The sequence below is a fragment of the Jejudonia soesokkakensis genome, assembly GCF_042664795.1.
Classification (GTDB): Bacteria; Bacteroidota; Bacteroidia; order Flavobacteriales; family Flavobacteriaceae; genus Jejudonia; species Jejudonia soesokkakensis.
This window is the reverse complement of the sequence record NZ_JBHTBN010000001.1, coordinates 53,855-79,796: the sequence shown is the minus strand read 5'-3', so window position 1 is coordinate 79,796 and position 25,942 is coordinate 53,855. Positions and strand designations below refer to the sequence as shown.

The 25,942-nt window shown below is 36.6% G+C and carries 25 protein-coding genes; 21 read left to right on the top strand and 4 right to left on the bottom strand.

Annotated elements, in window-relative coordinates; translation table 11 throughout:
• Window positions 1–62: 62 nt before the first annotated feature.
• Window positions 63–1,331: a phosphoribosylamine--glycine ligase gene (gene purD, locus ACFQO1_RS00375; RefSeq protein WP_380215568.1), complete on the top strand. Its 1,269-nt coding sequence runs from the start codon at window positions 63–65 to the stop codon at window positions 1,329–1,331.
• Here purD and ACFQO1_RS00370 read toward each other — a convergent pair whose 3' ends face one another.
• Window positions 1,332–1,589, bottom strand: coding sequence for a DUF6341 family protein (locus ACFQO1_RS00370; RefSeq protein WP_380215566.1), 258 nt, complete (start codon window positions 1,587–1,589; stop codon window positions 1,332–1,334). It lies immediately after the preceding gene.
• A 39-nt stretch (window positions 1,590–1,628) separates the two neighbouring features.
• Between ACFQO1_RS00370 and ACFQO1_RS00365 the strand changes: the two genes are divergently transcribed.
• The 3 genes from ACFQO1_RS00365 (at window position 1,629) to ACFQO1_RS00355 (ending at window position 4,343) form a co-directional block, all read left to right on the top strand.
• The gene (locus ACFQO1_RS00365) at window positions 1,629–2,552 is read left to right on the top strand and encodes a DUF6427 family protein (protein ID WP_380215564.1); all 924 of its coding nucleotides are present in this window, start codon (window positions 1,629–1,631) and stop codon (window positions 2,550–2,552) included.
• Window positions 2,553–2,669: 117 nt separating this feature from the next.
• Window positions 2,670–3,275 (top strand): DUF4254 domain-containing protein, encoded by a 606-nt coding sequence (locus ACFQO1_RS00360; RefSeq protein ID WP_380215563.1) that lies wholly within the window; start codon window positions 2,670–2,672, stop codon window positions 3,273–3,275.
• A gap of 30 nt (window positions 3,276–3,305) precedes the next feature.
• Window positions 3,306–4,343: a glycosyltransferase family 9 protein gene (locus ACFQO1_RS00355; RefSeq protein ID WP_380215561.1), complete on the top strand. Its 1,038-nt coding sequence runs from the start codon at window positions 3,306–3,308 to the stop codon at window positions 4,341–4,343.
• A 12-nt stretch (window positions 4,344–4,355) separates the two neighbouring features.
• Here the strand turns inward: ACFQO1_RS00355 and ACFQO1_RS00350 are convergent, their stop codons facing one another.
• The gene (locus tag ACFQO1_RS00350; RefSeq protein ID WP_380215559.1) at window positions 4,356–5,399 is read right to left on the bottom strand and encodes a 2Fe-2S iron-sulfur cluster-binding protein; all 1,044 of its coding nucleotides are present in this window, start codon (window positions 5,397–5,399) and stop codon (window positions 4,356–4,358) included.
• Between the two features lie 194 nt (window positions 5,400–5,593).
• Here ACFQO1_RS00350 and porW point away from each other — a divergent pair, with 194 nt between their 5' ends.
• The 17 genes from porW to ACFQO1_RS00265 all read left to right on the top strand — a co-directional run bounded on the left by porW (window position 5,594) and on the right by ACFQO1_RS00265 (window position 21,614).
• A complete protein-coding gene (porW, locus tag ACFQO1_RS00345; RefSeq protein WP_380215557.1) occupies window positions 5,594–8,161 on the top strand; it encodes a type IX secretion system periplasmic lipoprotein PorW/SprE in 2,568 nt (855 codons plus the stop codon).
• A 31-nt stretch (window positions 8,162–8,192) separates the two neighbouring features.
• On the top strand, window positions 8,193–8,636 hold the full coding sequence (locus tag ACFQO1_RS00340) for a bactofilin family protein (RefSeq protein ID WP_380215555.1): 444 nt from the start codon (window positions 8,193–8,195) through the stop codon (window positions 8,634–8,636).
• Window position 8,637: 1 nt separating this feature from the next.
• The gene (locus tag ACFQO1_RS00335; protein ID WP_380215553.1) at window positions 8,638–8,856 is read left to right on the top strand and encodes an AtpZ/AtpI family protein; all 219 of its coding nucleotides are present in this window, start codon (window positions 8,638–8,640) and stop codon (window positions 8,854–8,856) included.
• A 15-nt stretch (window positions 8,857–8,871) separates the two neighbouring features.
• Entirely contained in the window at window positions 8,872–9,279 is a 408-nt protein-coding gene (locus ACFQO1_RS00330) for a DUF6168 family protein (RefSeq protein WP_380215552.1), read from the top strand.
• 105 nt (window positions 9,280–9,384) lie between these two features.
• Window positions 9,385–10,530, top strand: a complete 1,146-nt coding sequence (gene atpB, locus ACFQO1_RS00325) for a F0F1 ATP synthase subunit A (protein ID WP_380215550.1) — start codon at window positions 9,385–9,387, stop codon at window positions 10,528–10,530.
• A gap of 81 nt (window positions 10,531–10,611) precedes the next feature.
• On the top strand, window positions 10,612–10,836 hold the full coding sequence (gene atpE / locus ACFQO1_RS00320; protein ID WP_380215548.1) for an ATP synthase F0 subunit C: 225 nt from the start codon (window positions 10,612–10,614) through the stop codon (window positions 10,834–10,836).
• 129 nt (window positions 10,837–10,965) lie between these two features.
• The gene (locus ACFQO1_RS00315; RefSeq protein ID WP_380215546.1) at window positions 10,966–11,466 is read left to right on the top strand and encodes a F0F1 ATP synthase subunit B; all 501 of its coding nucleotides are present in this window, start codon (window positions 10,966–10,968) and stop codon (window positions 11,464–11,466) included.
• A 9-nt stretch (window positions 11,467–11,475) separates the two neighbouring features.
• A complete protein-coding gene (gene atpH / locus ACFQO1_RS00310) occupies window positions 11,476–12,015 on the top strand; it encodes an ATP synthase F1 subunit delta (RefSeq protein WP_380215545.1) in 540 nt (179 codons plus the stop codon).
• A gap of 2 nt (window positions 12,016–12,017) precedes the next feature.
• The gene (atpA, locus tag ACFQO1_RS00305) at window positions 12,018–13,598 is read left to right on the top strand and encodes a F0F1 ATP synthase subunit alpha (RefSeq protein ID WP_380215543.1); all 1,581 of its coding nucleotides are present in this window, start codon (window positions 12,018–12,020) and stop codon (window positions 13,596–13,598) included.
• A 78-nt stretch (window positions 13,599–13,676) separates the two neighbouring features.
• On the top strand, window positions 13,677–14,549 hold the full coding sequence (atpG, locus tag ACFQO1_RS00300; protein WP_380215541.1) for an ATP synthase F1 subunit gamma: 873 nt from the start codon (window positions 13,677–13,679) through the stop codon (window positions 14,547–14,549).
• 135 nt (window positions 14,550–14,684) lie between these two features.
• Complete coding sequence (locus tag ACFQO1_RS00295) at window positions 14,685–15,200, top strand: hypothetical protein (protein WP_380215539.1); 516 nt, start codon at window positions 14,685–14,687, stop codon at window positions 15,198–15,200.
• 34 nt (window positions 15,201–15,234) lie between these two features.
• Window positions 15,235–16,692: an oligosaccharide flippase family protein gene (locus ACFQO1_RS00290; protein ID WP_380215537.1), complete on the top strand. Its 1,458-nt coding sequence runs from the start codon at window positions 15,235–15,237 to the stop codon at window positions 16,690–16,692.
• A complete protein-coding gene (gene dut / locus ACFQO1_RS00285; protein WP_380215535.1) occupies window positions 16,689–17,126 on the top strand; it encodes a dUTP diphosphatase in 438 nt (145 codons plus the stop codon). Before ACFQO1_RS00290 ends, dut begins: the two co-directional genes overlap by 4 nt.
• 78 nt (window positions 17,127–17,204) lie before the next feature.
• The gene (locus ACFQO1_RS00280; RefSeq protein WP_380215533.1) at window positions 17,205–18,221 is read left to right on the top strand and encodes a sugar phosphate nucleotidyltransferase; all 1,017 of its coding nucleotides are present in this window, start codon (window positions 17,205–17,207) and stop codon (window positions 18,219–18,221) included.
• Entirely contained in the window at window positions 18,218–19,597 is a 1,380-nt protein-coding gene (locus ACFQO1_RS00275) for a tetratricopeptide repeat protein (RefSeq protein WP_380215531.1), read from the top strand. The genes ACFQO1_RS00280 and ACFQO1_RS00275 overlap by 4 nt, the downstream gene beginning before the upstream one ends.
• 1 nt (window position 19,598) lies before the next feature.
• Window positions 19,599–20,375: a lipoprotein insertase outer membrane protein LolB1 gene (gene lolB1 / locus ACFQO1_RS00270; RefSeq protein WP_380215529.1), complete on the top strand. Its 777-nt coding sequence runs from the start codon at window positions 19,599–19,601 to the stop codon at window positions 20,373–20,375.
• Window positions 20,376–20,378: 3 nt separating this feature from the next.
• Window positions 20,379–21,614 (top strand): murein hydrolase activator EnvC family protein, encoded by a 1,236-nt coding sequence (locus ACFQO1_RS00265; protein WP_380215527.1) that lies wholly within the window; start codon window positions 20,379–20,381, stop codon window positions 21,612–21,614.
• A gap of 53 nt (window positions 21,615–21,667) precedes the next feature.
• On the opposite strand, the gene ACFQO1_RS00260 is transcribed toward ACFQO1_RS00265, so the two are convergent.
• Together ACFQO1_RS00260 and ACFQO1_RS00255 are read right to left on the bottom strand one after the other, a co-directional pair.
• Complete coding sequence (locus ACFQO1_RS00260) at window positions 21,668–25,267, bottom strand: S8 family serine peptidase (RefSeq protein WP_380215526.1); 3,600 nt, start codon at window positions 25,265–25,267, stop codon at window positions 21,668–21,670.
• A 148-nt stretch (window positions 25,268–25,415) separates the two neighbouring features.
• On the bottom strand, window positions 25,416–25,928 hold the full coding sequence (locus ACFQO1_RS00255; RefSeq protein ID WP_380216795.1) for an acyl-CoA thioesterase: 513 nt from the start codon (window positions 25,926–25,928) through the stop codon (window positions 25,416–25,418).
• Window positions 25,929–25,942: the final 14 nt, after the last annotated feature.

Here is a 25,942-nt window from a genome sequence, read left to right as displayed (position 1 = left end):
TGTAGGATTCGTAAAAACGGGTTAATTTGAGTTATTTTTGTGGCAACTTTAAAACTACCGTAATGAATATTTTAATATTAGGATCTGGAGGACGTGAACATGCGTTTACCTATATGTTGGCAAAAAGTGAAAAAAGAGGTAAACTCTTTGTGGCTCCTGGAAATGCAGGAACTGCTCAAATTGCAACGAATGTAGCCATTCCAGTAACCGATTTTAAAGCGATTCAGCATTTTGTAATAGATAACGATATTAACATGGTGGTGGTTGGTCCCGAAGATCCTTTGGTGCAAGGCATAGCAGATTTCTTTGCTGAAGAAGAATCCTTACAAAATATAATGCTTATAGGGCCTTCAAAACGCGGCGCTTTGTTAGAAGGCAGTAAAGAGAGAGCCAAAGAATTTATGTTGCAGCACAACATCCCCACGGCAGCGTATGCTAGTTTTACTAAAGAGTCTTTAGAAGCCGGAAAAACATTCTTAGAAACGCTAAAGCCGCCCTATGTTTTAAAGGCAGATGGTCTTGCAGCTGGAAAGGGTGTCTTAATACTTCCAGACCTTTCCGAAGCTAAAAAAGAATTGGAAAAGATGCTTAGTGGAAAATTTGGAGAAGCTAGTAAAACGGTGGTCATTGAAGAGTTTCTCGACGGAATTGAACTAAGTGTTTTTGTACTAACAGACGGGAAAAACTACAAAATTCTCCCTACCGCAAAGGATTACAAACGAATATGCGAAGGAGATACTGGGCTAAACACAGGCGGGATGGGAGCAGTCTCACCTGTTCCTTTTGCAGATGCAGCACTTATGCAAAAAATTGAGGAGCGTATTGTAAAACCAACAGTGAACGGACTTAAAGAAGAGAAAATCAACTACAAAGGCTTTGTATTTATAGGTTTAATCAAAGTTGGAGACGAACCCTTTGTGATTGAATACAATGTACGTATGGGAGATCCAGAAACGGAAGTTGTATTGCCACGAATAAAAACAGACCTTATTAATCTCTTCGAAGCCACCTGGAAGCAGGAACTGGATTTACTGAAAATTGAAATAGACGAAAAAGAAGCAGCCACTGTAATGTTAGTAAGTGGAGGGTATCCCGAAGCCTATGAAAAAGGGAAAGAGATTCGTGGTACAGAAGCTATTCAAGATAGCATTATCTTTCATGCCGGTACTACATTAAAAGATCAAAAATTAGTTACAAATGGTGGAAGAGTGATGGCAATTACTTCGCTAGATTCAGATTACAAAATGGCACTAAAAAAATCCTACCAAAATATAGAAAAACTATCTTTTGACAGGATGACGTATCGTAGTGATATTGGTTTTGACCTTTAGTTATTGTTGTCTTACGGCATCTTCAGCTAAATAACCATGAGAGGTTGAACTTCTGTCTTCTTCGTTATTGTCGTTAAAAGACTTTAGTTCTCGCATCCAGTAAACAAATGCTACAAACCCAATGAGCATAAAAATCCAAGACATAATGTTAGCGCCAAACCAGCTCTCTAGTTCCATTTCGCGAAGTGCATCGAACGGAATAAATAAAACATCTTCAGTAAATGACTGTATTCCTTCAAAAATTGCTTTCCAAGACATATCTTTATATTTATAATGCAAAAGTATAAATAACCTCCTATGCTTACAAGCTTTTTCGGGAAATCTACACCTATTAATTTTCTAATTCTCGCTATCTATCTTTTTGCAGGGTATTTTTTTGCAACCTTTAAAGGTACTGGAGAGCTCCTTACTATTGAAAAAATTGCCATTCACTTGGTATTTGTTGGCTTGGTGATTTTCTCTCTGTTCTTACTAGATTTTATGGTCAAAAAAAATGACTTGTCTCGCCCCAACAGCTATGATATTTTATTCTTTGTCTGCTTTATAATGCTAATTCCTGTTGTTCTTACTAATGAAACTCTAATTTTTACGAATGTTCTTTTATTAATGGCACTTCGCAGAATCTTAAGTCTGTATTCAGAAAAAAACACAGAAAAGAAAATTCTTGATGCATCTTTATATATTTCACTCGCCAGCCTGTTTTACTTCTATAGTTTGTTCTTTTTCATCGTGTTATTTTTAGCGGTTGTGAGAAAAAAGCACACTACCTATAAACACGTATTCATTCCGTTTGCTGGATTTTTAACAGTATTTGTTCTTGCTGTAACCTATCATTTTATAATAAACGATTCGTTTAGTTGGTTTTATAGTTGGAAACCAGAAATTAGTCTAGATTTTTCCAGTTATAATAAGATTACTTTGGTAATTGGATTGTCTATTATAGCCACTTTTTTACTCTGGACAACTTTTTTTAGACTCATAAAACTTTCATCCATCGCAAGAAAAGAACGTCCTAACTATCTTTTAATCATCGTCGTACTTATAGTTACTTTGGCAATGGCCTTGTTTAGCGAAGAAAAAACAGCGGCAGAATTCCTTTTTATCATGGCGCCCTTGGCAATCATTACAGCAAACTATATCGAAAAAATAAATGAATTCTGGTTTCGGGAGCTTCTGCTTTGGGCCATTATTATAACTCCAGTGATGTTATTATTTGTTTAAATACCTTCGGAAAATGCTTCGGTAGTATTGAGCTATTATGATAGCCCAAAATTCAATATCTTTGCCCAACTCAAATAAACTGAATATTTTCAGTAGTAAACACCAAAAAAATCGTGTATGTTTTCAGAAATCGCTAATAAAATCTTTCTTGAAGTTATTGTAAAATACCATAAAATTAATACTGTCGATCAACCCTTTGAAAATCCATACGACAAGGATGAAGATTTGCTGAAGCATCTTTTATACCGAAAATGTTGGATAGATACGGTACAATGGCATTATGAAGACATTATACGTGATCCTCATATTGATCCCGTGGCAGCATTAAAGTTAAAGCGCCAGATCGATGCCTCTAATCAGGATCGAACAGATATGGTAGAATATATTGACAGTTATTTTTTAAAAAGATACGAAGATGTGACTCCAAACGCAGATGCTACTATTAATACCGAAAGCCCAGCGTGGGGTGTTGACAGGCTATCCATTCTCGCCCTTAAAATTTATCATATGAATGAAGAGGCAACTCGTGAGAACGCAACTGCCGAACATCGAAATGCCTGCCAGAATAAATTAAACATTCTTTTAGAGCAACGCGTGGATTTGAGCACGGCAATCGATCAATTATTAAATGATATTAAAACGGGTAAAAAATACATGAAAGTGTATAAGCAAATGAAGATGTACAATGATGATGAACTCAATCCTGTTTTGAGAAAGAAATAAATAGCTGCACAGATTGGTTGTAAAACAGCTATGCAAAAACCTAAGCACATATTAATTATCAGGCTTTCTGCTCTTGGAGATGTAGCAATGACGGTTCCTGTGCTTAGAGTATTGAAACATACCTATCCGGAATTAAAACTTACGGTAGTTTCCCGCCCTTTTTTTAAACCTTTATTTGATGACATTCCAGATATTCAGTTTATAGAAGCTAACGTAACTGAAGAACACAAAAATCTGGGGTTGTTTAAATTAGCTGAAACAGCTAAAAAACAAGGAATAGATGCCGTTGCAGATTTACACAATGTGATTCGCTCTAAAGCCATTCGTAATTACTTGCTTTTCAAAAATTCGGTACTAACGTCTAAAATTGATAAAGGTAGAACAGAGAAAAAACGGTTAACAGTATCTTCAAAATCAAAAAAAATAGTTGCTTTAAAATCAACTCATCAACGGTATGCAGATGTTTTTGATAAATTGGGATACCCCATAGATTTAAAAGATCATGTTATTCCAAAGCAGCAAGAATTGACTCCAGAATTGCACGAGCTAATAGGAAAGCATACCAAAAAACTTATCGGCATAGCTCCATTTGCTGCTCATAAAGGAAAAATGTATCCGCTGGAATTCATGGCTGAAGTAATTTCTAAACTGAATGAAACGGAGAATTATAAAGTGTTCCTTTTTGGAGGAGGTGCTTCTGAAATTTCAGCACTTACCACGATCGCAAAAGCAAACCCGGGAGTTGTGAATATAGCAGGCCAATTAAAATTTAAAGAAGAACTAAGACTTATTTCCAATTTGGATGGAATGATTAGTATGGACAGTGGTAATGGACACCTGGCCGCCATGTATGGAATTCCGGTTTTGACACTTTGGGGAGTAACACACCCTTACCTTGGCTTTAAACCCTTTAATCAGCCTAATAAAAATCAGCTAATCTCCAACAGAGATAAATACCCTCTCATTCCCACTTCAGTATATGGAAATAAATATCCTGAAGCTTACGAAAATGCTATGAAAAGTATCCCGGTAGCGCTTGTTGTAGATAAGGCGATAGAATTGTTTTAATTTTCAAAAGTGTTACACATCATCATAATCGACCACTAATTTTGAGGTCGTAGGATGTGCCTGACAGGTTAAAATAAGTCCTTCTGCAATTTCACCATCGGTTAAAATCTGATTTTTCCGCATTTCGGCTTTCCCTTCTACAATCTTAGCAATACAAGTGCTGCAAATACCTCCCTGGCAAGAATACGGAGCATCAATACCGTGATCCAAGGCAGCTTCCAGAATTGAAGTAGTTTGTTCCATGATAAAAGTTTCAGTGTCATCATCTACTGTAATGGTAATTTCAGTTTTTCCGTCGTGATTTTCAACCAAGAGCCCTTCTTCGGCAGTCGTAAATAATTCAAAGTGAATTTGCTTTTCATTGACTCCGTTTTCTTTTAATACCGAAGAAACCATATCGATCATAGGCTCTGGACCGCACAGATAAAATTCATCAAATGCAGTTTCCGAATATTTATTCTTCAGAAAAAAATTGACCGTAGATTTTTCAACTCTCCCAAAAAGTGAGTTTTCCTCTTTTCTTCTACTGAAAATGAATTCTACTAAAAATCTTTCAGGATACGATTTCTTTAATACCATCAATTCGTCATAAAACATTGTTTCGGCTATCGACTGGTTTCCGTAAATCAATAAAAATTTTGAGTGGCTATTTGTTTCCAAAGCTGTTTTTACAATAGAAAGTACGGGTGTTATACCACTACCAGCAGCAAATGCTACATAATTTTTTTCTGAAGCTTCAGTCAATACAAAATGACCTTGAGGGGCCATAACATCGAGTGTGTCACCTGCTTTTAATTGCGTATTGGCGAAAATTGAAAAATTCCCATGCTCCACCTTTTTTACGGCTACTATTAAAAGTCCGCTATTGGGACTGCTACAAATAGAATAGGCGCGACGTACTTCTTTGTTGTCAATCATGTGTTTTATAGTAACATATTGACCTGCTTTAAATTCAAAGCTACTTTTGAGATTGTCGGGGATGGTAAAAGCAATTGAAACGGCATTGGCAGTTTCTTTTTTTATTTCTGAAATTGTCAACGAATGAAAGTCGCTCATGGAGGGTACATTTTTTGTTTCAAAAATACAATCTAAAACATAAAGATGAATAGTATTTGCTGCTAATCTCAGGCAATTTTTAGTGCTTATTTTAATGAATTTTCAAAAAGAAACGTATTTTTACCGTTCTGTAGTGGTTTTACATACTAAAACCAAAGCTTTTAAGTTACTGTACTATATAAACTAAAGACATTTTGAAAGGCATATATAAAATTACTATCCTACTTCTTGCAGTTGTTGTTTTGGCAGCTTGTTCCCGAAAGAAAAACAGTTTTGTAAATCGTAGTTTTCATTCGGTAACTGCAGAGTACAATGCACTCTACAATGGACAAAACGCTTTTGTTGACGCAAAGGCTCAACTAGCTCAGGGATATCGGGATAATTTCTGGGAAATTTTACCCGTAGAACGCATTAATCTTGATGAGAGTCAGGTAAAGCTTCCTCCTATAAAAGGCGCAAGTGGAGATAATGAAAACTCAACCGGGTTTACAAGAGCTGAAGAAAAAGCAGCAAAGGCAATTCAGAAACATTCGATGTATATCGATGGGAAGGAGTACAACCCGCAAATCGATGAGGCCTATATCCTCTTAGGAAAATCACGCTATTTTGAACAACGATTTGTACCTGCTTTGGATGCATTTAACTTCATTTTAAACAGATACCCAACCAGCAATAATATTAATAATGCAAAGGTTTGGAAGGCAAAGACGAACATACGGTTAAACAATGAGGATCTTGCTCTTGAAAATCTTCAAACGATTTTAGATCAAGAAGACGAAGATATAAAAGATGAAGACTTAGCAGATATCACTGCAATCATGGCGCAGGCTTATATTAGATTAGACTCGCTGGAGCAGGCACTTCCTTTTATTAAAATTGCTTCAGAAACGGTTAAAGATAATGAACTTAAAGGCCGGTATTCTTACATAAAAGGCCAATTATACGACCGTTTAGGAAAAAAAGATAGTGCGAATTTAGCCTACGATGAGGTAATCGCATTGAACAGAAAATCGCCAAGAGTATACATGATCAATGCTTACATCGCTAAAGCTAAGAATTTTGACTACGACAAGCAGGATCGTATCGCTTTTTTAGAATTATTACAAGAGCTGGAAGAAGACAGAGAAAATCGTCCGTTCTTAGATAAAATTTACAATCAGATTGGCGAATACTACAGAAACAGTGATAGTATTGCTACAGCGACAGATTATTATAATAAATCGATTAAAGCCTATAATAATGATGGCTACTTACAATCTGTAAACTATACAACACTTGCCGAAATCAATTTTGATCGCGCACTCTACAAAGAAGCAGGCGCTTATTACGATAGTACACTGGCTTTTCTAGAAGAAAAGTCGAGAGACTGGCGTCGTGTAACCAAGAAAAGAGAAAACCTAGATGATGTTATAAAGTATGAGGATATTGCTATTAGAAATGATAGTATTCTTCAACTCGCTGGAATGAGCGATTCAGAAAGATTGACGTATTTTAACACCTACATTACAAAGTTAAAAGAGGAAGCAACTAAAGACTCTTTGGCATTAGTTTCTAATGAAAGAGGCATTGCTAATAAAGAGTTTTTTGACAATACCCAAAAAGGTGGAAACACTCAAAAGGGAGGGCCTTTCTATTTCTATAATCCTACAACAGTTGCCTACGGTAAACAAGAGTTTAAAAAACAATGGGGAGACAGAAGGCTCGAAGATAACTGGAGACGATCTGCAAAGCGTGATTCGGGAATAGAAGAAGAAGATTTGGCTGTTGAAGAAGATGAGATTTCTTCCAGTGAACGTTTTGATCCACAGGCTTACATTTCCAGAATACCTTCAGATCAAATCGTATTGGATAGTCTGGCAAAAGATAGGAACTTTGCATACTATCAGTTAGGCCTTATCTACAAAGAAAAGTTTAATGAGTATGACCTGGCTATTAACAGGTTGGAAAAACTACTTACGTTTGATCCGCAAGAGCGATTGATATTGCCTTCAAAATACAACCTTTTCAAATTGTATGAACTTACTGAAAATGCTTCTCTAGCAACTCAGTATAGAAATGATATCATATCAAACCATGCAGGCTCACGCTACGCAGAGATTTTATTAAATCCGGATAAAATGCTAGCAACCGACGAGTCGAGCCCAGAGTTTAAATACAAAGAATTATATAAAAAGTTTGAAAGCTCTAAGTATGGCGAAGTGATCGCTACAAGCGATGATTATATTGTTGCTTATACAGGTGACCCTATCGTCCCAAAATTTGAAATGCTGAAAGCGACGGCAATTGCAAGAGAACAAGGCTTTGAAGCATACAAGGCTGCACTTAATAATATTGCGCTGGATTATCCAAATAAAGAAGAAGGAAAACAGGCACAGAACATACTGGACAAAGTACTTCCACAGATAGCAAACACAAACTTTATAGCTGATGAAGAGAGTGACAACTGGAAAGTTATTTATGAGTTTACTACTTCGGAAAGGCAAGCTGCTATAGATTTAAAAGCAACCTTAGACAAGGCCCTAAGTGACATGAATTATTCAAATCTTTCAACTTCAATGGATTATTACAATCCAACAACACTGTTTGTAATGATTCATGGATTGAATTCTAAAATGGGAAGTAGTGGATTTTCAGAAATACTGAAGGATAAGAAAAAGACTTATAAAATGACAAAACCGTATACCGAAATCTCTTCAGAAAATTATAAAATTATTCAAATTCATAAAAACTTCGAAGCATACAAGAACAGAGATACCAACTAACAACCTTTTTAATCCCCAAAAACCAATCATCATGTTTTCAGACAAAAAAGAAAAGCAAACCGAGCCTTCCAGAGGTCAAAACAGAATTAATGAAGGAACCACTATCAAAGGGGACATTAATTCAAATGGGTTTTTTAGAATAGATGGGGCTATAGAAGGAAATGTTGTGACACCTAACAAGGTTGTTCTGGGTAAAACAGGAAGTATCAATGGAACGCTTACCTGCGAAAATGCCGATATTGAAGGCTCTTTTGAAGGGAAATTAAATGTTTCAGATACACTTACCTTACGCTCTTCGGCAAACATTAACGGGGATGTTATTGTAGGGAAGTTAGCTGTTGAGCCAGGCGCTTCATTTAATGCAACCTGCGCCATGAAGGGAAATGAGAAAAAAGAATCTACCTCCACTTCAGATAAGCCACATCCATTTGATCGTTCGCAACGTGTAAAGAAATCTTCAGAAGCACTCAATTAAAATGACAAAGAAACCCAGCAATCCTATAAAACGTTGGGCAATCCTGTCTGCTATAGCCCTTGAAATGGGAGCTATTATTTATTTATTTGTGCAGTTGGGAAAGTGGCTGGACGCTTCTTATAATGACGGCGGAAAATTATATCTTATCCTTTGTACACTTGCTGGTGTTGGAATTTCACTATTTCTTGTAGTGAAACAAACAAACCGATTAAACTCTTAGTCCTGAAAGAACCTCATGAAGAAAGGAATTGTGTTTTCTCTCTACCTAGCACTTATTTTATCTGTAGTTTTCGGAATGCATCTGGGCGTGAATTTTTTTGCTGAAATCGATCTTTTTTCAAACAAAATTTTACTTTCTTATAGTGTTAATTTTGTTTTAGCCATCTTGTTACTTATTGTTTTACAATATAGTGTCAACAAAAAATCTACAAACACGGGCTTTCTCTTTATGGCAGGAAGTGCTGTAAAATTCGTTGTTTTCTTCCTGGTCTTTTATCCTTCCTTTACTGTAGATGACACAATGCAACTAGCTGAATTTGCTGCATTTTTTGTTCCCTATGCCGTCTGCTTAATTTTAGAAGTTGCCTATCTTTCTAAACAGCTTAATAATCAGAGCTATTCTTCAAAAAACCCTTCAGACTAAAGAAGCATTTGTATCCATTAAAAAAACAACGTAAATAGTTTTTTCTTTATAAGAAAGTACAGTATTTTTGCACCGATTTTAAGGACACCATTAATTTGTCTCAAAATGCAAAGAAACACATTGGTTAGATTACTTTCAATTATATTGTTAGCGTCATCATTTACGATGACAGCGAAGGAACCTTCAAAAGATTCGACTCAGGGAGGCGAAACAAAAGCAGACAGAAAGCAGGAGGTGAAAGACTATGTTGCGCATCACTTATTGGATTCGCATGACTTCGGACTATTTTCTTACACAGACGATGCTACTGGAGAAGTGCATCATGTAGGGTTTCCTTTACCTGTAATTTTGTGGGATGATGGTTTAAAAGTTTTTTCCTCGTCAAAATTTCATCATGGTGAAACTGTCGCAGAAGTGGACGGGAATTATTACAAAATTGACCATGCAAAAATATACAAAACAGACGCTTCAGGGACTTTAACGTATGATGAAGAAGGTCATGCCACCAATCCAAAACCATTAGACCTTTCTATCACAAAAGGAGTATTTATGATGTTGGTTACCTCGATTCTAATGATTTTATTATTTAGAGGATTGGCAAGAAGCTATGCTAAAAATGGTGGGATTGCAAAAGGAGCAGGTCGTTTCTTTGAGCCTATTATCACCTATATTCGAGATGATATTGCTATCGCAAACATTGGCCCAGTTAAGTACAAGAAGTATATGCCGTTTTTATTAACTGTATTTTTCTTTATCTGGTTCTTAAACATGTTCGGGTTAACACCGCTGGGAGTTAATGTGACTGGAAACATTGCAATTACTACAGCACTCGCAATTATCGTTTTTGTAATCACAACCTTTACTGGAACAAAAGATTACTGGTTACATATTGTAGATCCATTAGGAGACGGAATGCCATGGTATGGAAAAATACCTATTTATATCATTTTGGTTCCTATTGAAATATTAGGGATATTCATTAAGCCTTTTGCACTTTTAATACGTTTGTACGCTAACATGACTGCGGGACACGTTGTACTTGGAAGTTTAATAGGACTTATTTATATCTTCCAGAACTGGATTGGAGGAACACTTTCATTCGGTTTAGCGTTTGCGATCTCATTAATTGAGATACTTGTGGCGCTATTACAAGCATACATCTTTACGATGTTAGCAGCCTTATATTTTGGTTTTGCAAGTGAAACTCACGAGCATCACGACGAACATGAAGGAGAGATTGCACATTTATAACCTTGGTTAAAATGAAATGATTTTTAGAAATTTTTTCTGAAAGTCTTTAAGTAGAACGTTTAATTTTTAAATATATATTTTATGACAATTCCAATGATGTTACAAGCAGCAGGTACAGAAATACCTACTATTATCGGTGCAGGATTAGCAGTAATCGGTGCAGGTATTGGTATCGGTATGATTGGTGGGAAAGCTATGGAAGCTATCGCACGTCAGCCTGAAGCTTACGGAAAAATTCAAACAGCGATGCTAATTGCAGCGGCGCTTATTGAAGGTATTGGTTTCGCAGCGATTTTCGCAGGGTAATCAAAAAGGATAACACATCGCTGTAACGGTTGGTTACAGGGATGTGTTTCTATTTAAATTAAACAAAGTATAACCTAAAAAAATACCGCCGAAGTTTATCCTGAGCGATAGTAAAAGGGGGGTTGAATTATGGAAAAATTAATAGGTGAATTTTCAGTAGGATTGTTTTTCTGGCAAGCAGTATTATTTATTTTACTGTTGTTGTTATTACGCAAATTTGCGTGGAAACCTATTCTCAATGCAGTAAATAGCCGCGAGCAAGGGATTAAAGATGCCTTAGCAGCTGCCGAAAAAGCTAAACTTGAAATGGCAAACCTTCAGGCAGATAACGAAAAGTTATTGCAGGAAGCACGTGCAGAACGTGAGTCAATGATGAAAGAAGCTCGTGAGATCAAAGCTAAAATGATTTCAGATGCAAAAGAAGAAGCACAGTCTGAAGCCAACAAAACAATTGCAAAAGCACAAGCAGCTATTGAGGCTGAAAAGAAAGCAGCTCTTTCAGAATTAAGAAGTACAGTGGCAGAACTTTCAGTAGAAATTGCAGAAAAGGTGGTTAAGAATGAATTATCTAGCAAAGAGAAGCAACTGGAATTGGTTGAAACTATGTTGAAAGACGCCAATTTAAACTAAGCAATTACGATGAGTAGCAGAGCAGCAATACGATATGCAAAGGCAGTTTTAAACCAAGCCAACGAGACAAATACAAGTCAGGTTGTTTTTGGAGACATGAAATCTGTTGAAGCCACTATCGAAGGAAGCAAAGAATTGAGATCTGTGCTTAAAAACCCTATTATCAAAAGCTCAGACAAGACGGAAGCATTATTGAAAATCTTTTCTGATCAAAGCGATATCACAAAAGCGCTGGTAAACACCTTAGCCGCAAATAAGCGATTAAATTTATTAGGCGGTGTAGCACAAAGTTTTGTGACGCTATATAACGAAAAACAAGGAATTAAGTCGGCTCAGGTTACTACAGCAGTGCCATTGTCTTCAGAATTAGAGACAAAGGTGTTGGCTAAAGTAAAAGAGTTGACAGGTAGTGACCAGGTAACTATCACAAATATTGTGGATGAAAGTATCATTGGAGGATTTATACTTCGTATAGGAGACCTTCAATATAATGCTAGCATTGCAAACAAACTTGGAAATATTAAACGAGAATTTAGTAAATCATTATAAAAATGGCAGAAGTTAAACCAGCTGAAGTTTCAGCAATCTTAAAACAACAACTTACAGGATTTGAAGCAACTGCTTCTCTTGATGAGGTAGGAACTGTATTAACTGTAGGTGATGGTATTGCACGTGTTTACGGACTTGCAAATGCACAATACGGAGAATTAGTAGCGTTCGAAAACGGTATGGAAGGTATCGTATTGAACCTTGAAGAAGATAACGTTGGAGTTGTATTACTTGGACCTTCAAAAGAAATTGGAGAAGGAGCTACTGTAAAACGTACACAACGTATCGCTTCGATCAATGTGGGTGAAGGAATTGTAGGTCGTGTTGTAAATACACTGGGACTTCCAATCGATGGTAAGGGTGCTATTGAAGGTAAAACATACGAAATGCCATTAGAGCGTAAAGCTCCTGGTGTAATTTATCGTCAGCCGGTAAACGAGCCACTACAAACAGGTATCAAGTCTATTGATGCGATGATTCCAGTAGGTAGAGGACAACGTGAATTGGTGATTGGTGACCGTCAGACAGGTAAGTCTACAGTGTGTATTGATACGATCCTAAACCAGAAAGAATTTTACGATGCTGGAGAACCAGTATATTGTATTTACGTTGCTATTGGTCAAAAAGCTTCTACTGTTGCAAACATTGCAAAAGTATTAGAAGAAGCAGGAGCTTTAGCCTATACAACTATTGTAGCTGCCAATGCATCAGATCCTGCACCAATGCAGGTGTATGCTCCTTTTGCAGGTGCTGCTATTGGCGAGTATTTTAGAGATACAGGTCGTCCTGCATTAATTGTATTTGATGATTTATCGAAACAAGCGGTAGCTTACCGTGAAGTATCACTTTTATTACGTCGTCCACCAGGACGTGAAGCGTATCCTGGAGATGTATTCTACCTTCACTCTAGATTGCTGGAGCGTGCTGCAAAAGTAATTGCAGATGACGATATTGCAAAAGAAATGAATGACTTGCCAGAATCTTTAAAAGGGATGGTAAAAGGAGGAGGTTCGCTTACAGCCCTTCCTATTATTGAAACACAAGCAGGTGACGTTTCTGCCTATATTCCAACTAACGTAATTTCGATTACAGATGGGCAGATTTTCCTAGATGGAGATTTATTTAACTCTGGTGTACGTCCAGCCATTAACGTAGGTATTTCGGTATCACGTGTTGGAGGGAATGCACAAATTAAGTCCATGAAGAAAGTAGCAGGTACTCTTAAATTAGATCAGGCTGCCTTCCGTGAATTAGAAGCATTTGCAAAATTCGGTTCAGATCTAGATTCGGCTACATTAAATGTAATTGAAAAAGGTAAGCGTAACGTAGAGATTCTAAAACAAGCAGAGAATACACCTTTTACAGTAGAAGATCAGATTGCTATTATTTATGCAGGTTCTAAAAACTTGTTACGTAATGTTCCAATTGATAAGGTAAAAGAATTTGAAACAGACTATCTTGAGTTGTTAAATGCTAAGCACAGAGACACACTGGATACGTTAAAAGCTGGGAAGTTAACAGACGAGGTAATCGACGTATTGACTACTGTTGCTGCAGATCTTTCAGCAAAATATAAAAAGTAAACTGATTAAAATTTCCACTGGTTTCATAGAAATCAGTGGAATATTTAGCCGAAGTGTTATACATAATACTAAATAAGAATGGCGAATCTTAAGGAAATAAGAAACAGAATAACATCGGTTGGATCAACGATGCAGATAACCAGTGCCATGAAAATGGTATCGGCTGCAAAACTGAAAAAAGCCCAGGATGCCATTACTGCAATGCGTCCGTATTCTGAAAAATTAACCGAATTATTACAAAATCTAAGTGCTACGCTAGATGCCGATACTGGTAGTAAGTATAGTGATCAACGCGAAGTGAACAATGTTCTTGTAGTAGCGATTACTTCAAACCGTGGTCTTGCAGGAGCTTTCAATAGTAATATTGTAAAGGCTTCAAATGCTTTGGCTTCGGAAACCTATGCAGGTAAAAAAGTGGATTTTGTAACCATTGGAAAAAAAGGGAACGACATTTTGAAGAAAAGTGGGAGCGTGATTCATCACGATGTTGCTATTTTTGATGAATTAACATTCGATGCCTCTTCAGCAATCGCTGAAAAATTAATGGAATTGTTTTCTGAAGGTACGTACGACAAGATCGTATTAGTATATAATAATTTTAAGAATGCAGCCACTCAGATTGTGATGAAAGAGCAGTTCTTGCCAATCATGCCGCCTAAGATTGATGAAGCTGAAGCCTCAAAAACTGCTGTAAATTACATCTTTGAACCTTCAAAAGAAGAAATTGTTGAAGGATTAATTCCGAAGAGTTTAAAAACACAATTATTCAAAGCTATAAGAGACAGTGTGGCGAGTGAGCATGGAGCACGTATGACGGCGATGCATAAAGCAACCGATAATGCCACAGAGCTTCGCGATGCATTAAAATTACAATACAACAAGGCACGTCAAGCAGCCATTACTAACGAAATCCTCGAGATTGTTGGTGGAGCAGAAGCGTTGGCTGGATAAAAACATCCCTAATTTTAAAACGGATAAAACCTCTCAGTTTCTAAGACTAAGAGGTTTTTTTATGCTAGCCTTTTACCTATTATTACCTATCTTTATAGCAGCACTCTAAACCCCTTCTCTTAAATAACCTGAAATATGAATTCATTAAAACAAACCATATTAGTTGCGATTTTAAGCTGCCTTTTTTTTAGTTTTTCTAACTGTGGTGGTGCTCAAGAGGTTTCAGGATTACCATTAGAGGAAAATCCCCCGTTTACAATAGCCGAAGCTGCCTTTCAAAAATGGGTCGCTGGGACGCGTGAGGGTGGTTCGGGAATAGAGCTTTATATTAATATTTCAAATGTTTCAGAAGGAGTGGTTTTTAATGATATTTATTTCAGAAATAAAAAAACAACACTTTTCACTTCCCCTACCATCCGGAGTCAGTATAGAGCAAGTTTTACTTCAGCACCTTCAGACAGGGTCATGGATCTCAATCCAGAAAAAGAAGCTAAAAATACACCGCCTGTAAAATTTCCATTTCAATTAAAGGATACCGAAGCAGTGGTAAGCTATACCTATAAAGGAAACAGCGAGTATTTCAAGATTACGCAATTGGACGAAAAAGAAATGATTGCATATCCTGGAGGCAATCCTAATGATGAGAATTAATTTCAATACTTTTACGCACTAAAGCAGTGCTGCATTGGCAATTTTTAAAAAACTCTTTCAACAAACCTTTATTTACGGTCTGGCAACCGTACTTCCACGTGCTCTGGCAATTGTGTTGGTTCCGCTATATACAGAAGTGCTGGCGCCTGCTTCTTTTGGGATCTATGCAACTTTAATGTCCTATATCATTCTGGGTAACGTCTTACTTTCCTACGGAATGGAAACTGCTTTTTTCAGGTTTATCAATAAAGATACTTCACAAAAAAAAATAGTGCAATCTACCGCACTAACCTCACTTACAATTTCTACAGTATTGTTTCTTGCGGTAGCAATGGTATTTCGAATTCCGCTGGCAGAAATCGTTGACTTTAAAGTTGAATACGTTACTTACGGGCTCCTAATTTTGGCATTGGATGCATTGGTCATACTTCCTTTTGTATGGTTTAGAGCCAATGAAAAACCCATGCGTTACGCAATTATTAAGATCATAAATGTCTGCATTAACCTAGGTTTTAATCTCTTTTTCTTCTTATGGCTTCCCCAATTGGCAAGTGAATCAAACGGTTTCTGGGCTTCTATACATACTGAAGAAAACAAAGTAGTGTACGTGTTTATTTCGAATGTTATTGCAAGTGGAGCAACACTTTTAATGTTGTTGCCGCTTTATTTTAAAATAGGGTTTGGTTTTGATAAAACACTCTGGAAACAAATGATGAAATATGCCTATCCGGTACTTATCGCAGGAATAGCGTTTTCAATCAATGAAGCGTTTGATAAAATATTACTAAAATACCTGCTTCCTGAAGACATTGCAGAGTCTGAAGTGGGCGTCTACGCGGCTTGTTATAAATTAGGAGTTTTTATGACCTTGTTTGCGACGGCTTTTAGATTAGGAATTGAACCTTTCTTTTTTAACCATTCTAAACATGAAAAAGCAAAAGACACTTATGCGACCATTACCAAATATTTTACCATCTTCGGAAGCTTTATCTTATTATTTGTTATTGTGTATATTGACCTTTTTAAGCGGTTGCTCATAAGCAATTCTGAATATTGGGTGGCATTATCTATTGTTCCTATCATTCTTTTAGCAAATCTCTGCCTGGGAATTTACCACAATCTTTCAGTTTGGTATAAAGTAACCGATAGGACGCAGTTTGGAGCCTATATATCGGTTATTGGAGCCATAATCACCTTAGCACTCAATTATATTTTAATTCCAAAGATGAGTTATATGGGTTCTGCGATTGCAACTTTAGCTGCTTACGGAACCATGATGTTGTTATCGTATTTCTTCGGAAGAAAATACTATGCAGTTCCATACGACCTAACAAAAATTGGAAGTTATTTAGTCATGGCAATTGTATTTTCGGGACTTTCTTTCTATATTTTTGATGGGAACCTCTGGATAGGAACTGCATTATTATTGGTATTTTTGTTATCAATCTTCTTTTCTGAAAGGAAAGAATTACAACGAATACTCAAGAGATGACACCTATAAAAATTATCAACAAATCAAAGCATCCATTGCCTAGCTACGAAACGATTGCATCTGCAGGAATGGACATAAGAGCCAACGTTTCTGAACCTTCTACTCTAAAACCACTACAGAGAGCCATTGTAAAAACAGGTCTTTTTATTGAACTTCCTATAGGGTTTGAAGCCCAAGTACGTCCCAGAAGTGGTTTGGCTGCCAAGAAAGGAATTACGGTGTTGAATAGTCCAGGGACCATTGATGCAGACTATCGTGGCGAAATAGGCGTTATCCTTGTAAACCTTTCTAACGAAGACTTTACGATTGAAAACGGAGAACGAATTGCGCAGTTGGTCATTGCAAAACATGAACGTGCGGTTTTTGAAGAAGTAGAAACCCTTTCTGAAACAGATCGAGGAGAAGGTGGTTTTGGGAGTACGGGAGTGAAGTAAAGTTATTGGTAAGAGAGCATTAAACAATAATAAATAATAATATTTTCGCTTTCGCGGAAAAGAAAATAAAAATTTTCAATGAAGATTATCGTCCCAATGGCGGGTCGTGGAAGCCGCCTTCGCCCACATACACTTACAGTCCCTAAACCATTGGTACCGGTGGCTGGAAAACCTATAGTTCATAGACTGGTGGCAGATATTGCAGCAGTTTTAAATCAGAAGATTGACGAAATTGCATTTATCTTAGGGGATCCTGCTTTCTTTGGAGCAGATGTGGTTGAGAGTTTAAAGGAACTAGCCAAAAGTCTTGGTGCCAAGCCAAGTATCTACCGTCAGCTAGATCCGAAGGGAACAGGCCATGCGATTATGTGTGCAGCACCTTCTTTAAAAGGCCCTGCGGTAATTGCGTATGCTGATACTTTAATACGAGCCGATTTCGATTTAGATACGAGTGCAGATGCTGTAATCTGGACTAAAAAAGTGGATAATCCTTCAGCCTATGGTGTCGTTAATCTTAATGACAAAGATGAAATAATCGAGCTAGTAGAAAAACCTGAAACCTTTGTAAGTGATCAGGCGGTCATCGGGATATACTATTTTAAAGAAGTTTCAGAATTAAAAAATGAGCTTCAGTATGTGTTGGACAATGATATTATTAATGGAGGAGAATACCAGATCAACGACGGGATTAAACGTATGATGGCCAACGGAAAAACCTTCAAAACAGGTACTGTAAGTGAATGGATGGACTGTGGAAACAAAGAAGTAACTGTCGAAACCAATCGCAGAATGCTAGGTTTTCTTGCTGAAAGTGGAGAAAAATTACTTTCAGAAAAAATAACAAAAGACAATGCAACCATTATTGAACCTTGCTTTATTGCAGAAGATGTAGTGCTTATAAATAGCAGTGTGGGCCCTTATGTTTCTTTAGGGAAAGGCACAATAATTGAGAACAGTACCGTTAAAAATAGTATAATACAAACACATTCGGTAGTGAAAAATGCTACTTTAGATAATGCAATGATAGGCAACCATGCACACTTTAATGGCAAATTTACAAATGTGAGTATTGGAGATTATTCAGAATTAAAATGAAGCAAATAGTCCTTTTTACACTTTTTTTCTTCGGAATAGGATTTTCTGGTCATACACTCTATGCCCAGGATGAAGAAGATAATAGTGCCCAGATCAATGAAGATCTTGGAGAAGTAACAGATGCATTTCAGGAACACTTTTTCGAAGCCCTAAAGCAAAAAGGAATTGAAAATTATGAATTGGCACTGGAGGCGCTTCAGAAAGCAGAAAAGGCAGTAAAACAAGACCCAAAACAAAAAGCGGTCATCTATTTTGAAATGGGAAAAAACCTAGCTTCGTTAAATAGGTATGATGAAGCTGAAGCAAATTTTTTACGCGTTCTTGAAACTCAAAACAATCAGATGGATGTTTTGGAGGCCTTATATGATGTATATTATGAACAAAGTGATTATGAAAAGGCCATTCCGTTAGTGATACAGCTTTCAAAAATAGATATAGATTACAAAGAAGATCTCGCTAATTTGTATTCAAGAACAAAACAATATGATGAAGCGATCAAGGTGCTGGATGAGTTAGATGAAACACTTGGAGAAAGCAACTACAGAGATGCTTTGCGTACAAATATTTACAGGCTTACAGGGAATAAGGAGGGAGAAATTGCAAAATTAGAAGAGAAAGTAGACAATAATTCTAAGAATGAAAGAGATTATTTAAACTTGATTTATCTATACAGTCAGGACGGGGATACAAAAAAAGCCTTCGAAACGGCAAAAGAGTTACTCAAAAACAATCCTTCGTCACAACTGGTGCACTTATCCTTATATAAATTTTACCTAGACGAAGGCAACACTACTGAAGCATTAAAATCGATAAACAAAGTATTTGCATCAACTAACATAGAAACCGAAGATAAATACAAGCTCTTAAGTGATTTTATTCAGTTTGTGACTAAAAATCCATCTTTTGAGCCGCAATTAGAGCAATTAATCACAGATTTTTCTGGGGAAGCCAACGGAAATTTATATGAAAAGATAGGCGCCTATTTTATCGCTAAGGGGAATAAAGAAAAAGCATTGGCTTTTTATGAAAAAGGAGCACAAAAGGATGATGATAATTTTAGTCTGTTACGAAATACCATGTTGCTTCAAGTTGAAATGGGAAAATATGAAGAGGTTATTGCTTTGAGTACTAAAAGCCTTGAGATATTTCCGGCCCAGCCCATTTTATATCTTTTAAATGGAGTTGCACATAATAACCTCTCTAAATCAGAAGATGCTATTGAAATCCTAGAGGCAGGACTTGATTTTTTGTTTGACAACCCTGTGATGGAAAAAGATTTTTATGAGCAATTAAAAATTGCTTATACTGCTAAAGGGGATCCTAAAAATTCTAAAAAGTATGCCGACAAGGCAGCGGCTATCATTCTTACTAATTAATATGAAAATAAAAATCATCTATTTTTTCTTGGCCCTCCTTACATTAACATCTTGTGGCGGCGGCAAAGCAATTACGGGCTCTTCTACGGCCAATAATTCGCTTGCCTTAAAAGATATTATAGCCTCCCATAAAAAAGCTTCTCCTAACTTTAAAACAATGGCTGCTAGAGTTCAGTTGGTATATAAGGATGAAAAAAAGGAGCAAAGCATCGTAGCAAGTCTTCGTATTGAAAAAGACAAAAAGATTTGGATTAAAGCGTCTTTTTTAGGTGTTACTATAGCAAAAGTGCTTATCACTCCTACAAGTGTGAGCTATTATGAAAGCGTTGGTAAAACTTATTTTCAAGGAGATTTCTCATTACTAAGTGAATTTTTAGGAACCGAACTTTCTTTTGAGCAAGCGCAGGCAATACTGTTGGGGCAATCGATTTTTCAGATATCGAATTCGGGCTACAAAGTAGATGTAGTAAATAACAGCTATCGTTTATTGCCTAAAAAGCAACCCAATGATTATATAACAGCATTATTTTTAGAACCTACACATTTTAAAGTGAAATCTGAAATGCTTTCACAGCCTTCTGAGAGTAGATTGCTCACAGTAAATTACGGTCCGTATGAGCGTCTGGAAGGGAGTGTATACCCTTCAGAAATTAATATAGATGCGACTGAAGGTGACGACAAAACAAGTATTGAAATTAATTATAGAAAGATTGACCTCAATGTTTCTGTAAATTTTGCGTTTGATATACCAGATGGGTATACAGAAATTCGTTTATAGGGTATGAAAAGCATTCAATTTTACAGTATTCTTTCTTTCGTTTTGTTACTAAGTTTTACATCTATAGCACAGACAGACAAACAAAAAGAACTCGAAGAGAGACGTCAATCTATTCTTCAAGAAATAACAAACATTAAGTCGTTTCTGTTTAAAACAAGAGGGGAGAAAAAGACGGTTTTAACCGAAGTTGAAGACCTTTCACAGCAAATTAGAGCTCGTGAAAATCTCATTAGAGTGACCAATCAGCAGGCAAACCTACTTACCAGAGAGATAAATAATAACCAATCGAAAATAGAACAATTACGTGACGAGCTAGTTGAGTTAAAGGAAGACTATGGTGCTATGATTCGTAAGTCGTATAAAAGTAAATCACAACAAAGCAGAGTTATGTTTTTGTTGTCTTCGGAAGATTTTTTGCAAGCCTATAAGCGGCTCCAGTATATGAAGCAGTATGCAAAACATCGCAAAAAAGAAGGGGAGAAAATTAAAGAAAAATCGGCTTTACTTCTTATTCTCAATCAGGACTTAATTGATCAGAAAAAGCAAAAAGATAAACTTATTGATGAGAATAGAATTGCAAAGCGAGCATTGGATAAAGAAAAGAAGGAACAGGAGGCTTTAATTGCAACTCTTAAAAAAGACGAAGGAAACTACGCTTCTCAAATAAATAAAAAACAAAAAGAAGCTGCTGCAATAGAGCGTGAGATTGATGCCATCATTAAGGCTGCTATTGCAAAGGCAAACAAAGCTGCAGGTGTTGAAACTAAAACAGAAGCCACTAAAACTAAATTAGCTTTTGCTTTAACTCCTGAAGCAAAAGCTTTGGCAAGCGATTTTACAAAGAACAAAGGAAAATTACCCTGGCCTGTAGAAAAAGGAGTGGTAGTAGGGCGCTATGGAAATCAGCCCGACCCCTTATTGCCAAATATTACCCGTTCTCATAGTGGTGTGGAGATTGCAACCGCTGCAAACGAAGAGGCTCAGGCAGTTTTTGGAGGCGAAGTAATGCGGGTACAGGATTTAAAAGGAACAAAGGCTGTATACATTCTTCACGGAAACTATATAACTATTTATAGCAATCTTATTTCATTAAATGTAAAGGCAGGAGATAAGGTGGTGACCAAACAAAAACTAGGTAGAATCTTTGAAAATCCGTTAACTGGAAAAACGATTCTTAAATTTTATATTTATCAGAACACCTCTAAAATGAATCCAGCAGATTGGTTGTATAGAATGTAATGAATAAAAAAGGAGCCAACTAGGCTCCTTTTTTATTTTAATCTGAACTCTAATTATTCAATGACTAGCTTTTTTGTTTCTTTACTTTCACCAGCCTGTATTGTTACAAAATACATTCCAGCAGCCAATGCACTAACATTTATAGATGCCTGATTGTTCGTAAAAGCACGTTCATTTAGAGTCATTAGGGTTTGACCTAGACTGTTTGTGATTGTAAGCCCATATGATGCCGAAATCATGTTGCTAAGTCTAACAAAAACTTCTTCATTGGCTGGATTTGGGTACATTGTAATATCACCTATAGTATTTTCAGAAACACCTAAAAGTCCTGCTTCAAGATTAATATTATCAAGATAGGTAGAGTTTCCGTAGCCATTTACATTAATAAAACGAATTTGAACGACCTCACCTTCGAAAGCCTCTAAATCAATAGCCTCAGTTCTCCAATCATTTGCAGAGCCAGGGGTCCATTGGTCTGTAGTTGTATAGCTGGCAATTGTAGACAAGTCAAGATTTGTTTTGTTATAAATCTCGGTATACGTGTCTCCACAATCTATAGAAGCTTCTACACGTAGGCTATCAAAAAGTGTTGAAGAAAATTGTGCTTTAGCAAGATCAAAAGTTAATGCTACGTCTTCAGCATTCGAAAGATCAAAAATTTCAGTTTTTATGATATCCTCTTGCATTGGTGCATTATAATCATAATTGTTCATATAGGCAGCTAATGTGGAAGAGCCGTCACTTCCAGTAATAGTTCTCTCCCCCCAAGTGTCTTCACCATCTGGATTTTCTATAGACCAACCAGCAGGAGGAACACCATTTGTATCAAAAGATTCTGTAAAGTCCAAAGCTGTTGCTTCTGTAACAGCAAAGAACGCTAAAGTTTCGGAGTCATTATTAGGGTTTTGGTCCCCTGTAAGATCTATACTAACAGTAATTGTATAATCTCCTTGGTCTGTTATCGAAACAGGAGTCGTAAAGTCATAGGTGACAATTGTTCCAGAAGTAATAGTTGGTGAATAGGTTTCTACAACAGGAGTATTAGTATCTAGCTGATACGAAATACTAAAATTACTCTGTGGATCAACCCCTGTATTTTGAATATCTACAGAAACAATTACATTTGAATTACCACTGCACACTGTAGCAAAATCTCCTTCGGTATTGTTTAAAGTAATGGCAACGTCGTTAGCAAGCGCACAGTTTAATAAACCTCCTGCATGGCGTATCGCAATCGTTCTTAGACTTTCCCATCCTTCCGTATTATTTCTGGCTACAATTGCTGCCCACTGAACATTATTCGCATCATCAATTGGGACTGTAATAGTTTCAGTAGAAGAAGTTCCTACAACCTCCATATATTGATCACCTAAAAGATAGAGATCATATTCTTCTGCATTAGTTACAGCATTCCAAGTAAAACTAGCTTCATTGGGGCATACCTGAGAATAGGTAAGACCAGTAACTCTTGAAGCGATAGAAAATGTTCCATCACTTACATCTGTAGATCCACCATTTGTAACACGTATCTTAGCTACTCCTGTAATATCTGAAGGCACGCTCCAATCATAATTAGTAGTAGAAGCAGAGACAGAATTAATAGTATTCCAAGTCGTTCCATTATCTGATGAATATTCAATAAGTGTAGTGCCAGAAAGATCAACAGCATCCCAATGTAAAGTTTCTATCTGACCAGGGGTAAAGTGTTCTCCATCATTAGGAAATGAAACGGTTAATTTTTCTTCAATTATTTCATAGACTACAAAATACTCTTGTGGTCCCATAGGAACATTAAATCCTGTAACATCAATTTCATAATTACCAGCTTCCGGAGCATTAATAAGTACCTGCTCCATATTATTAAGGTGATCTTCACCAGTAGTTGCAGGCTGATTTAGTGTTGTGGGATTAGGTGTTGGATCTAATATCCATGGCAATAATTCATTATTTGAAGGATCTGTAACGACTAGATCCAGATCATTTACAAGAGCAGGATTTGCATTAGGTGCAGCTTCGACATCACTCCAATATATCATAAACCGAACCTGAGCGGTTCCTGCAGGTACTGCTATAGTATGTGTATTATTTTCTCCTTGAGAGATCTCATCGTCAAGATATCTTCCATCTTCAATTAATTTTCCTGCTCTTAATCCATTTACAATACCCCAACCAAATCTAAAATCAGGTCCAATATTACCAGCTTCATTTGCTGTGTTTAATAAGGTTGCCTTGATTAGGGCTGAGGGAGGTAAAGCTCCACTATTTTCATCCCCGTAGACCTCATATAATTGAGCAGAAACTCCGGCAATACCAGGTGCAGCACCTGAAGTACCTCCAAAAGATTGATAAGTGTTATTTTCGGCAGTAGAAATTTGATTTTGACCGTTGGCAGCAATGTCTGGCTTGATTCTTCCGTCATGAGCAGGTCCACGACTACTTGAGTTTACTAAAGATCCTTCATAAAATACATTTGCTGTAGCAATGACATTTTTTCCTTGCTTATGTCCTCCTGTAATATTTCCCCATTGAGTTCCTGCTCCATATCCACAATTACTATTATTAGAATTTCCTGCCGAAAAGACATGCAATAAGGAAGGGATATCATTTGTTTGTTCATCCACTCTACGAGCAATACTTGTATATCCTTCATTACAACCATTACTATAGGATGAATTGGTAATTTGAACATCACCGCTATTGATTAAATTTAAAGTGGGTGTGTCTAAAAACGATGAAACGTAATTTACAACATACACATCTGAGCCAGCAGCCATACCTCTGTTACGAGGATTTAAATTCCCTGCTCCAGCCATAATTCCTCCAACACCATCTCCATGAGTTGCTCCTGAACCACTTGCTCCAGAGTTGTCTATTCTTCCTTGATAATCAATATGTGGTCCTACAATACCATCATCTCTTACCATAACTCCTATGCCTTCACCTGTATAATTTCTGCCTGCTGACGTTTGAGTATCCAATCCTGAAGACCTGTGTAAACTTCTACCCTCAGTATCATCTTTCACATCTGGAGCAGTAATTAATTCAATGTTTTTTACGTATGGTAAATTTGATAATTCTTCTAAACAGTTATCTGGAATTGCTAATTCAAGAACTGTAGCACTCTTAAATTGCTGTTTTAATGAAATTTGCTTTGTAGTTAAATCATTAATCACAAAATCTGAAGATACTTTATCGTAGAAAGTTAAGGTTACCAAAATCTTAGAACCTTCTGTCGCATACTCCGGATAATCTCCATTTTGTAAGGCTTCTGAAAGCTTTACACTTGCAGGAACTGGAATAATTCCACGCACATTATTATTTCTTAAAAAAGATTCATTAACGCCATTAGGAATATAGGCCAAATAAGCTTTATGTGGGATATAATCAATTAGTTCAATATTATTTGCCTTAAAACTATTCTGAATATTTTGAGTAGGAGTTTCATAAAATTGAATCCAACTATACGTCCCGCCAGCCAATCTAGCCGATTCGGGCATTTCATTTAGTTCAAAAGCATGTATATTTTCAGGAATTTCAATAGCTTCATTCTGAAACCTAATGGTATAGTCATTTTGACCAAATGACGCTGTAGCAATCAATAAAAATGCTACAAAAAGGAAAGCATTTTTTAGGGTAGAAGTAATTTTTTTCATTGTTGAATTATATTAAGAAATTTTTAAGAATTTCAAATATATTCAATGAGAGACTAATTAGAACAAAAAAATAGCTTTTTTCTAGAGATTTAACATACTTAATCCCTACTAAAATAGTAGGTTACTAAGTTTCTTTAGGCTAAAAAAGTTATTCTTCAAATAAGGCTTTTAACTCTGTTGCATCTTTTGGCTTCATTTTTCCTGCCAACACAAGACTCAACTGTTTTCTACGAAGTGCTGCATCATAGCGCTCTCTTTCTAACTGGGTTTCAGGTTTTAGAGGCGGGACAGGTACTGGATTCCCCATTTCATCAACAGCAACAAATGTATAAATAGCTTCATTAGCCTTACTACGCATTCCACTTTCCCGGTCTTCGATCCAAACATCCATATACACTTCCATAGAGCTTTTAAACGCACGGGAAACATGTGACTCAACCGTAACCACACTTCCTAAAGGGATCATTTTATTAAATGCAACATGGTTAACAGAAGCTGTTACGACTATTCTTCTACTGTGCCTTCTTGCCGAAATACTAGCCGCACGGTCCATTCGAGCCAACAATTCACCACCAAACATATTTCCAATTGGGTTAGTTTCACTAGGAAGTACTAAATCTGTTATTATAGTTCGAGATTGATAAGGAGTCTTTGCTTCCATCATTTGATTTTTTT

Excerpts from the sequence above, each read along its gene's own strand:
- purD (WP_380215568.1), top strand. The coding sequence starts at position 63 with ATGAATATTTTAATATTAGGATCTGGAGGACGTGAACATGCGTTTACC.
- ACFQO1_RS00370 (WP_380215566.1), bottom strand. The coding sequence starts at position 1,589 with ATGTCTTGGAAAGCAATTTTTGAAGGAATACAGTCATTTACTGAAGAT.
- ACFQO1_RS00365 (WP_380215564.1), top strand. The coding sequence starts at position 1,629 with ATGCTTACAAGCTTTTTCGGGAAATCTACACCTATTAATTTTCTAATT.
- ACFQO1_RS00360 (WP_380215563.1), top strand. The coding sequence starts at position 2,670 with ATGTTTTCAGAAATCGCTAATAAAATCTTTCTTGAAGTTATTGTAAAA.
- ACFQO1_RS00355 (WP_380215561.1), top strand. The coding sequence starts at position 3,306 with ATGCAAAAACCTAAGCACATATTAATTATCAGGCTTTCTGCTCTTGGA.
- ACFQO1_RS00350 (WP_380215559.1), bottom strand. The coding sequence starts at position 5,399 with ATGAGCGACTTTCATTCGTTGACAATTTCAGAAATAAAAAAAGAAACT.
- ACFQO1_RS00340 (WP_380215555.1), top strand. The coding sequence starts at position 8,193 with ATGTTTTCAGACAAAAAAGAAAAGCAAACCGAGCCTTCCAGAGGTCAA.
- ACFQO1_RS00335 (WP_380215553.1), top strand. The coding sequence starts at position 8,638 with ATGACAAAGAAACCCAGCAATCCTATAAAACGTTGGGCAATCCTGTCT.
- ACFQO1_RS00330 (WP_380215552.1), top strand. The coding sequence starts at position 8,872 with ATGAAGAAAGGAATTGTGTTTTCTCTCTACCTAGCACTTATTTTATCT.
- atpB (WP_380215550.1), top strand. The coding sequence starts at position 9,385 with ATGCAAAGAAACACATTGGTTAGATTACTTTCAATTATATTGTTAGCG.
- atpE (WP_380215548.1), top strand. The coding sequence starts at position 10,612 with ATGACAATTCCAATGATGTTACAAGCAGCAGGTACAGAAATACCTACT.
- ACFQO1_RS00315 (WP_380215546.1), top strand. The coding sequence starts at position 10,966 with ATGGAAAAATTAATAGGTGAATTTTCAGTAGGATTGTTTTTCTGGCAA.
- atpH (WP_380215545.1), top strand. The coding sequence starts at position 11,476 with ATGAGTAGCAGAGCAGCAATACGATATGCAAAGGCAGTTTTAAACCAA.
- atpA (WP_380215543.1), top strand. The coding sequence starts at position 12,018 with ATGGCAGAAGTTAAACCAGCTGAAGTTTCAGCAATCTTAAAACAACAA.
- atpG (WP_380215541.1), top strand. The coding sequence starts at position 13,677 with ATGGCGAATCTTAAGGAAATAAGAAACAGAATAACATCGGTTGGATCA.
- ACFQO1_RS00295 (WP_380215539.1), top strand. The coding sequence starts at position 14,685 with ATGAATTCATTAAAACAAACCATATTAGTTGCGATTTTAAGCTGCCTT.
- dut (WP_380215535.1), top strand. The coding sequence starts at position 16,689 with ATGACACCTATAAAAATTATCAACAAATCAAAGCATCCATTGCCTAGC.
- ACFQO1_RS00280 (WP_380215533.1), top strand. The coding sequence starts at position 17,205 with ATGAAGATTATCGTCCCAATGGCGGGTCGTGGAAGCCGCCTTCGCCCA.
- ACFQO1_RS00275 (WP_380215531.1), top strand. The coding sequence starts at position 18,218 with ATGAAGCAAATAGTCCTTTTTACACTTTTTTTCTTCGGAATAGGATTT.
- lolB1 (WP_380215529.1), top strand. The coding sequence starts at position 19,599 with ATGAAAATAAAAATCATCTATTTTTTCTTGGCCCTCCTTACATTAACA.
- ACFQO1_RS00265 (WP_380215527.1), top strand. The coding sequence starts at position 20,379 with ATGAAAAGCATTCAATTTTACAGTATTCTTTCTTTCGTTTTGTTACTA.
- ACFQO1_RS00260 (WP_380215526.1), bottom strand. The coding sequence starts at position 25,267 with ATGAAAAAAATTACTTCTACCCTAAAAAATGCTTTCCTTTTTGTAGCA.
- ACFQO1_RS00255 (WP_380216795.1), bottom strand. The coding sequence starts at position 25,928 with ATGGAAGCAAAGACTCCTTATCAATCTCGAACTATAATAACAGATTTA.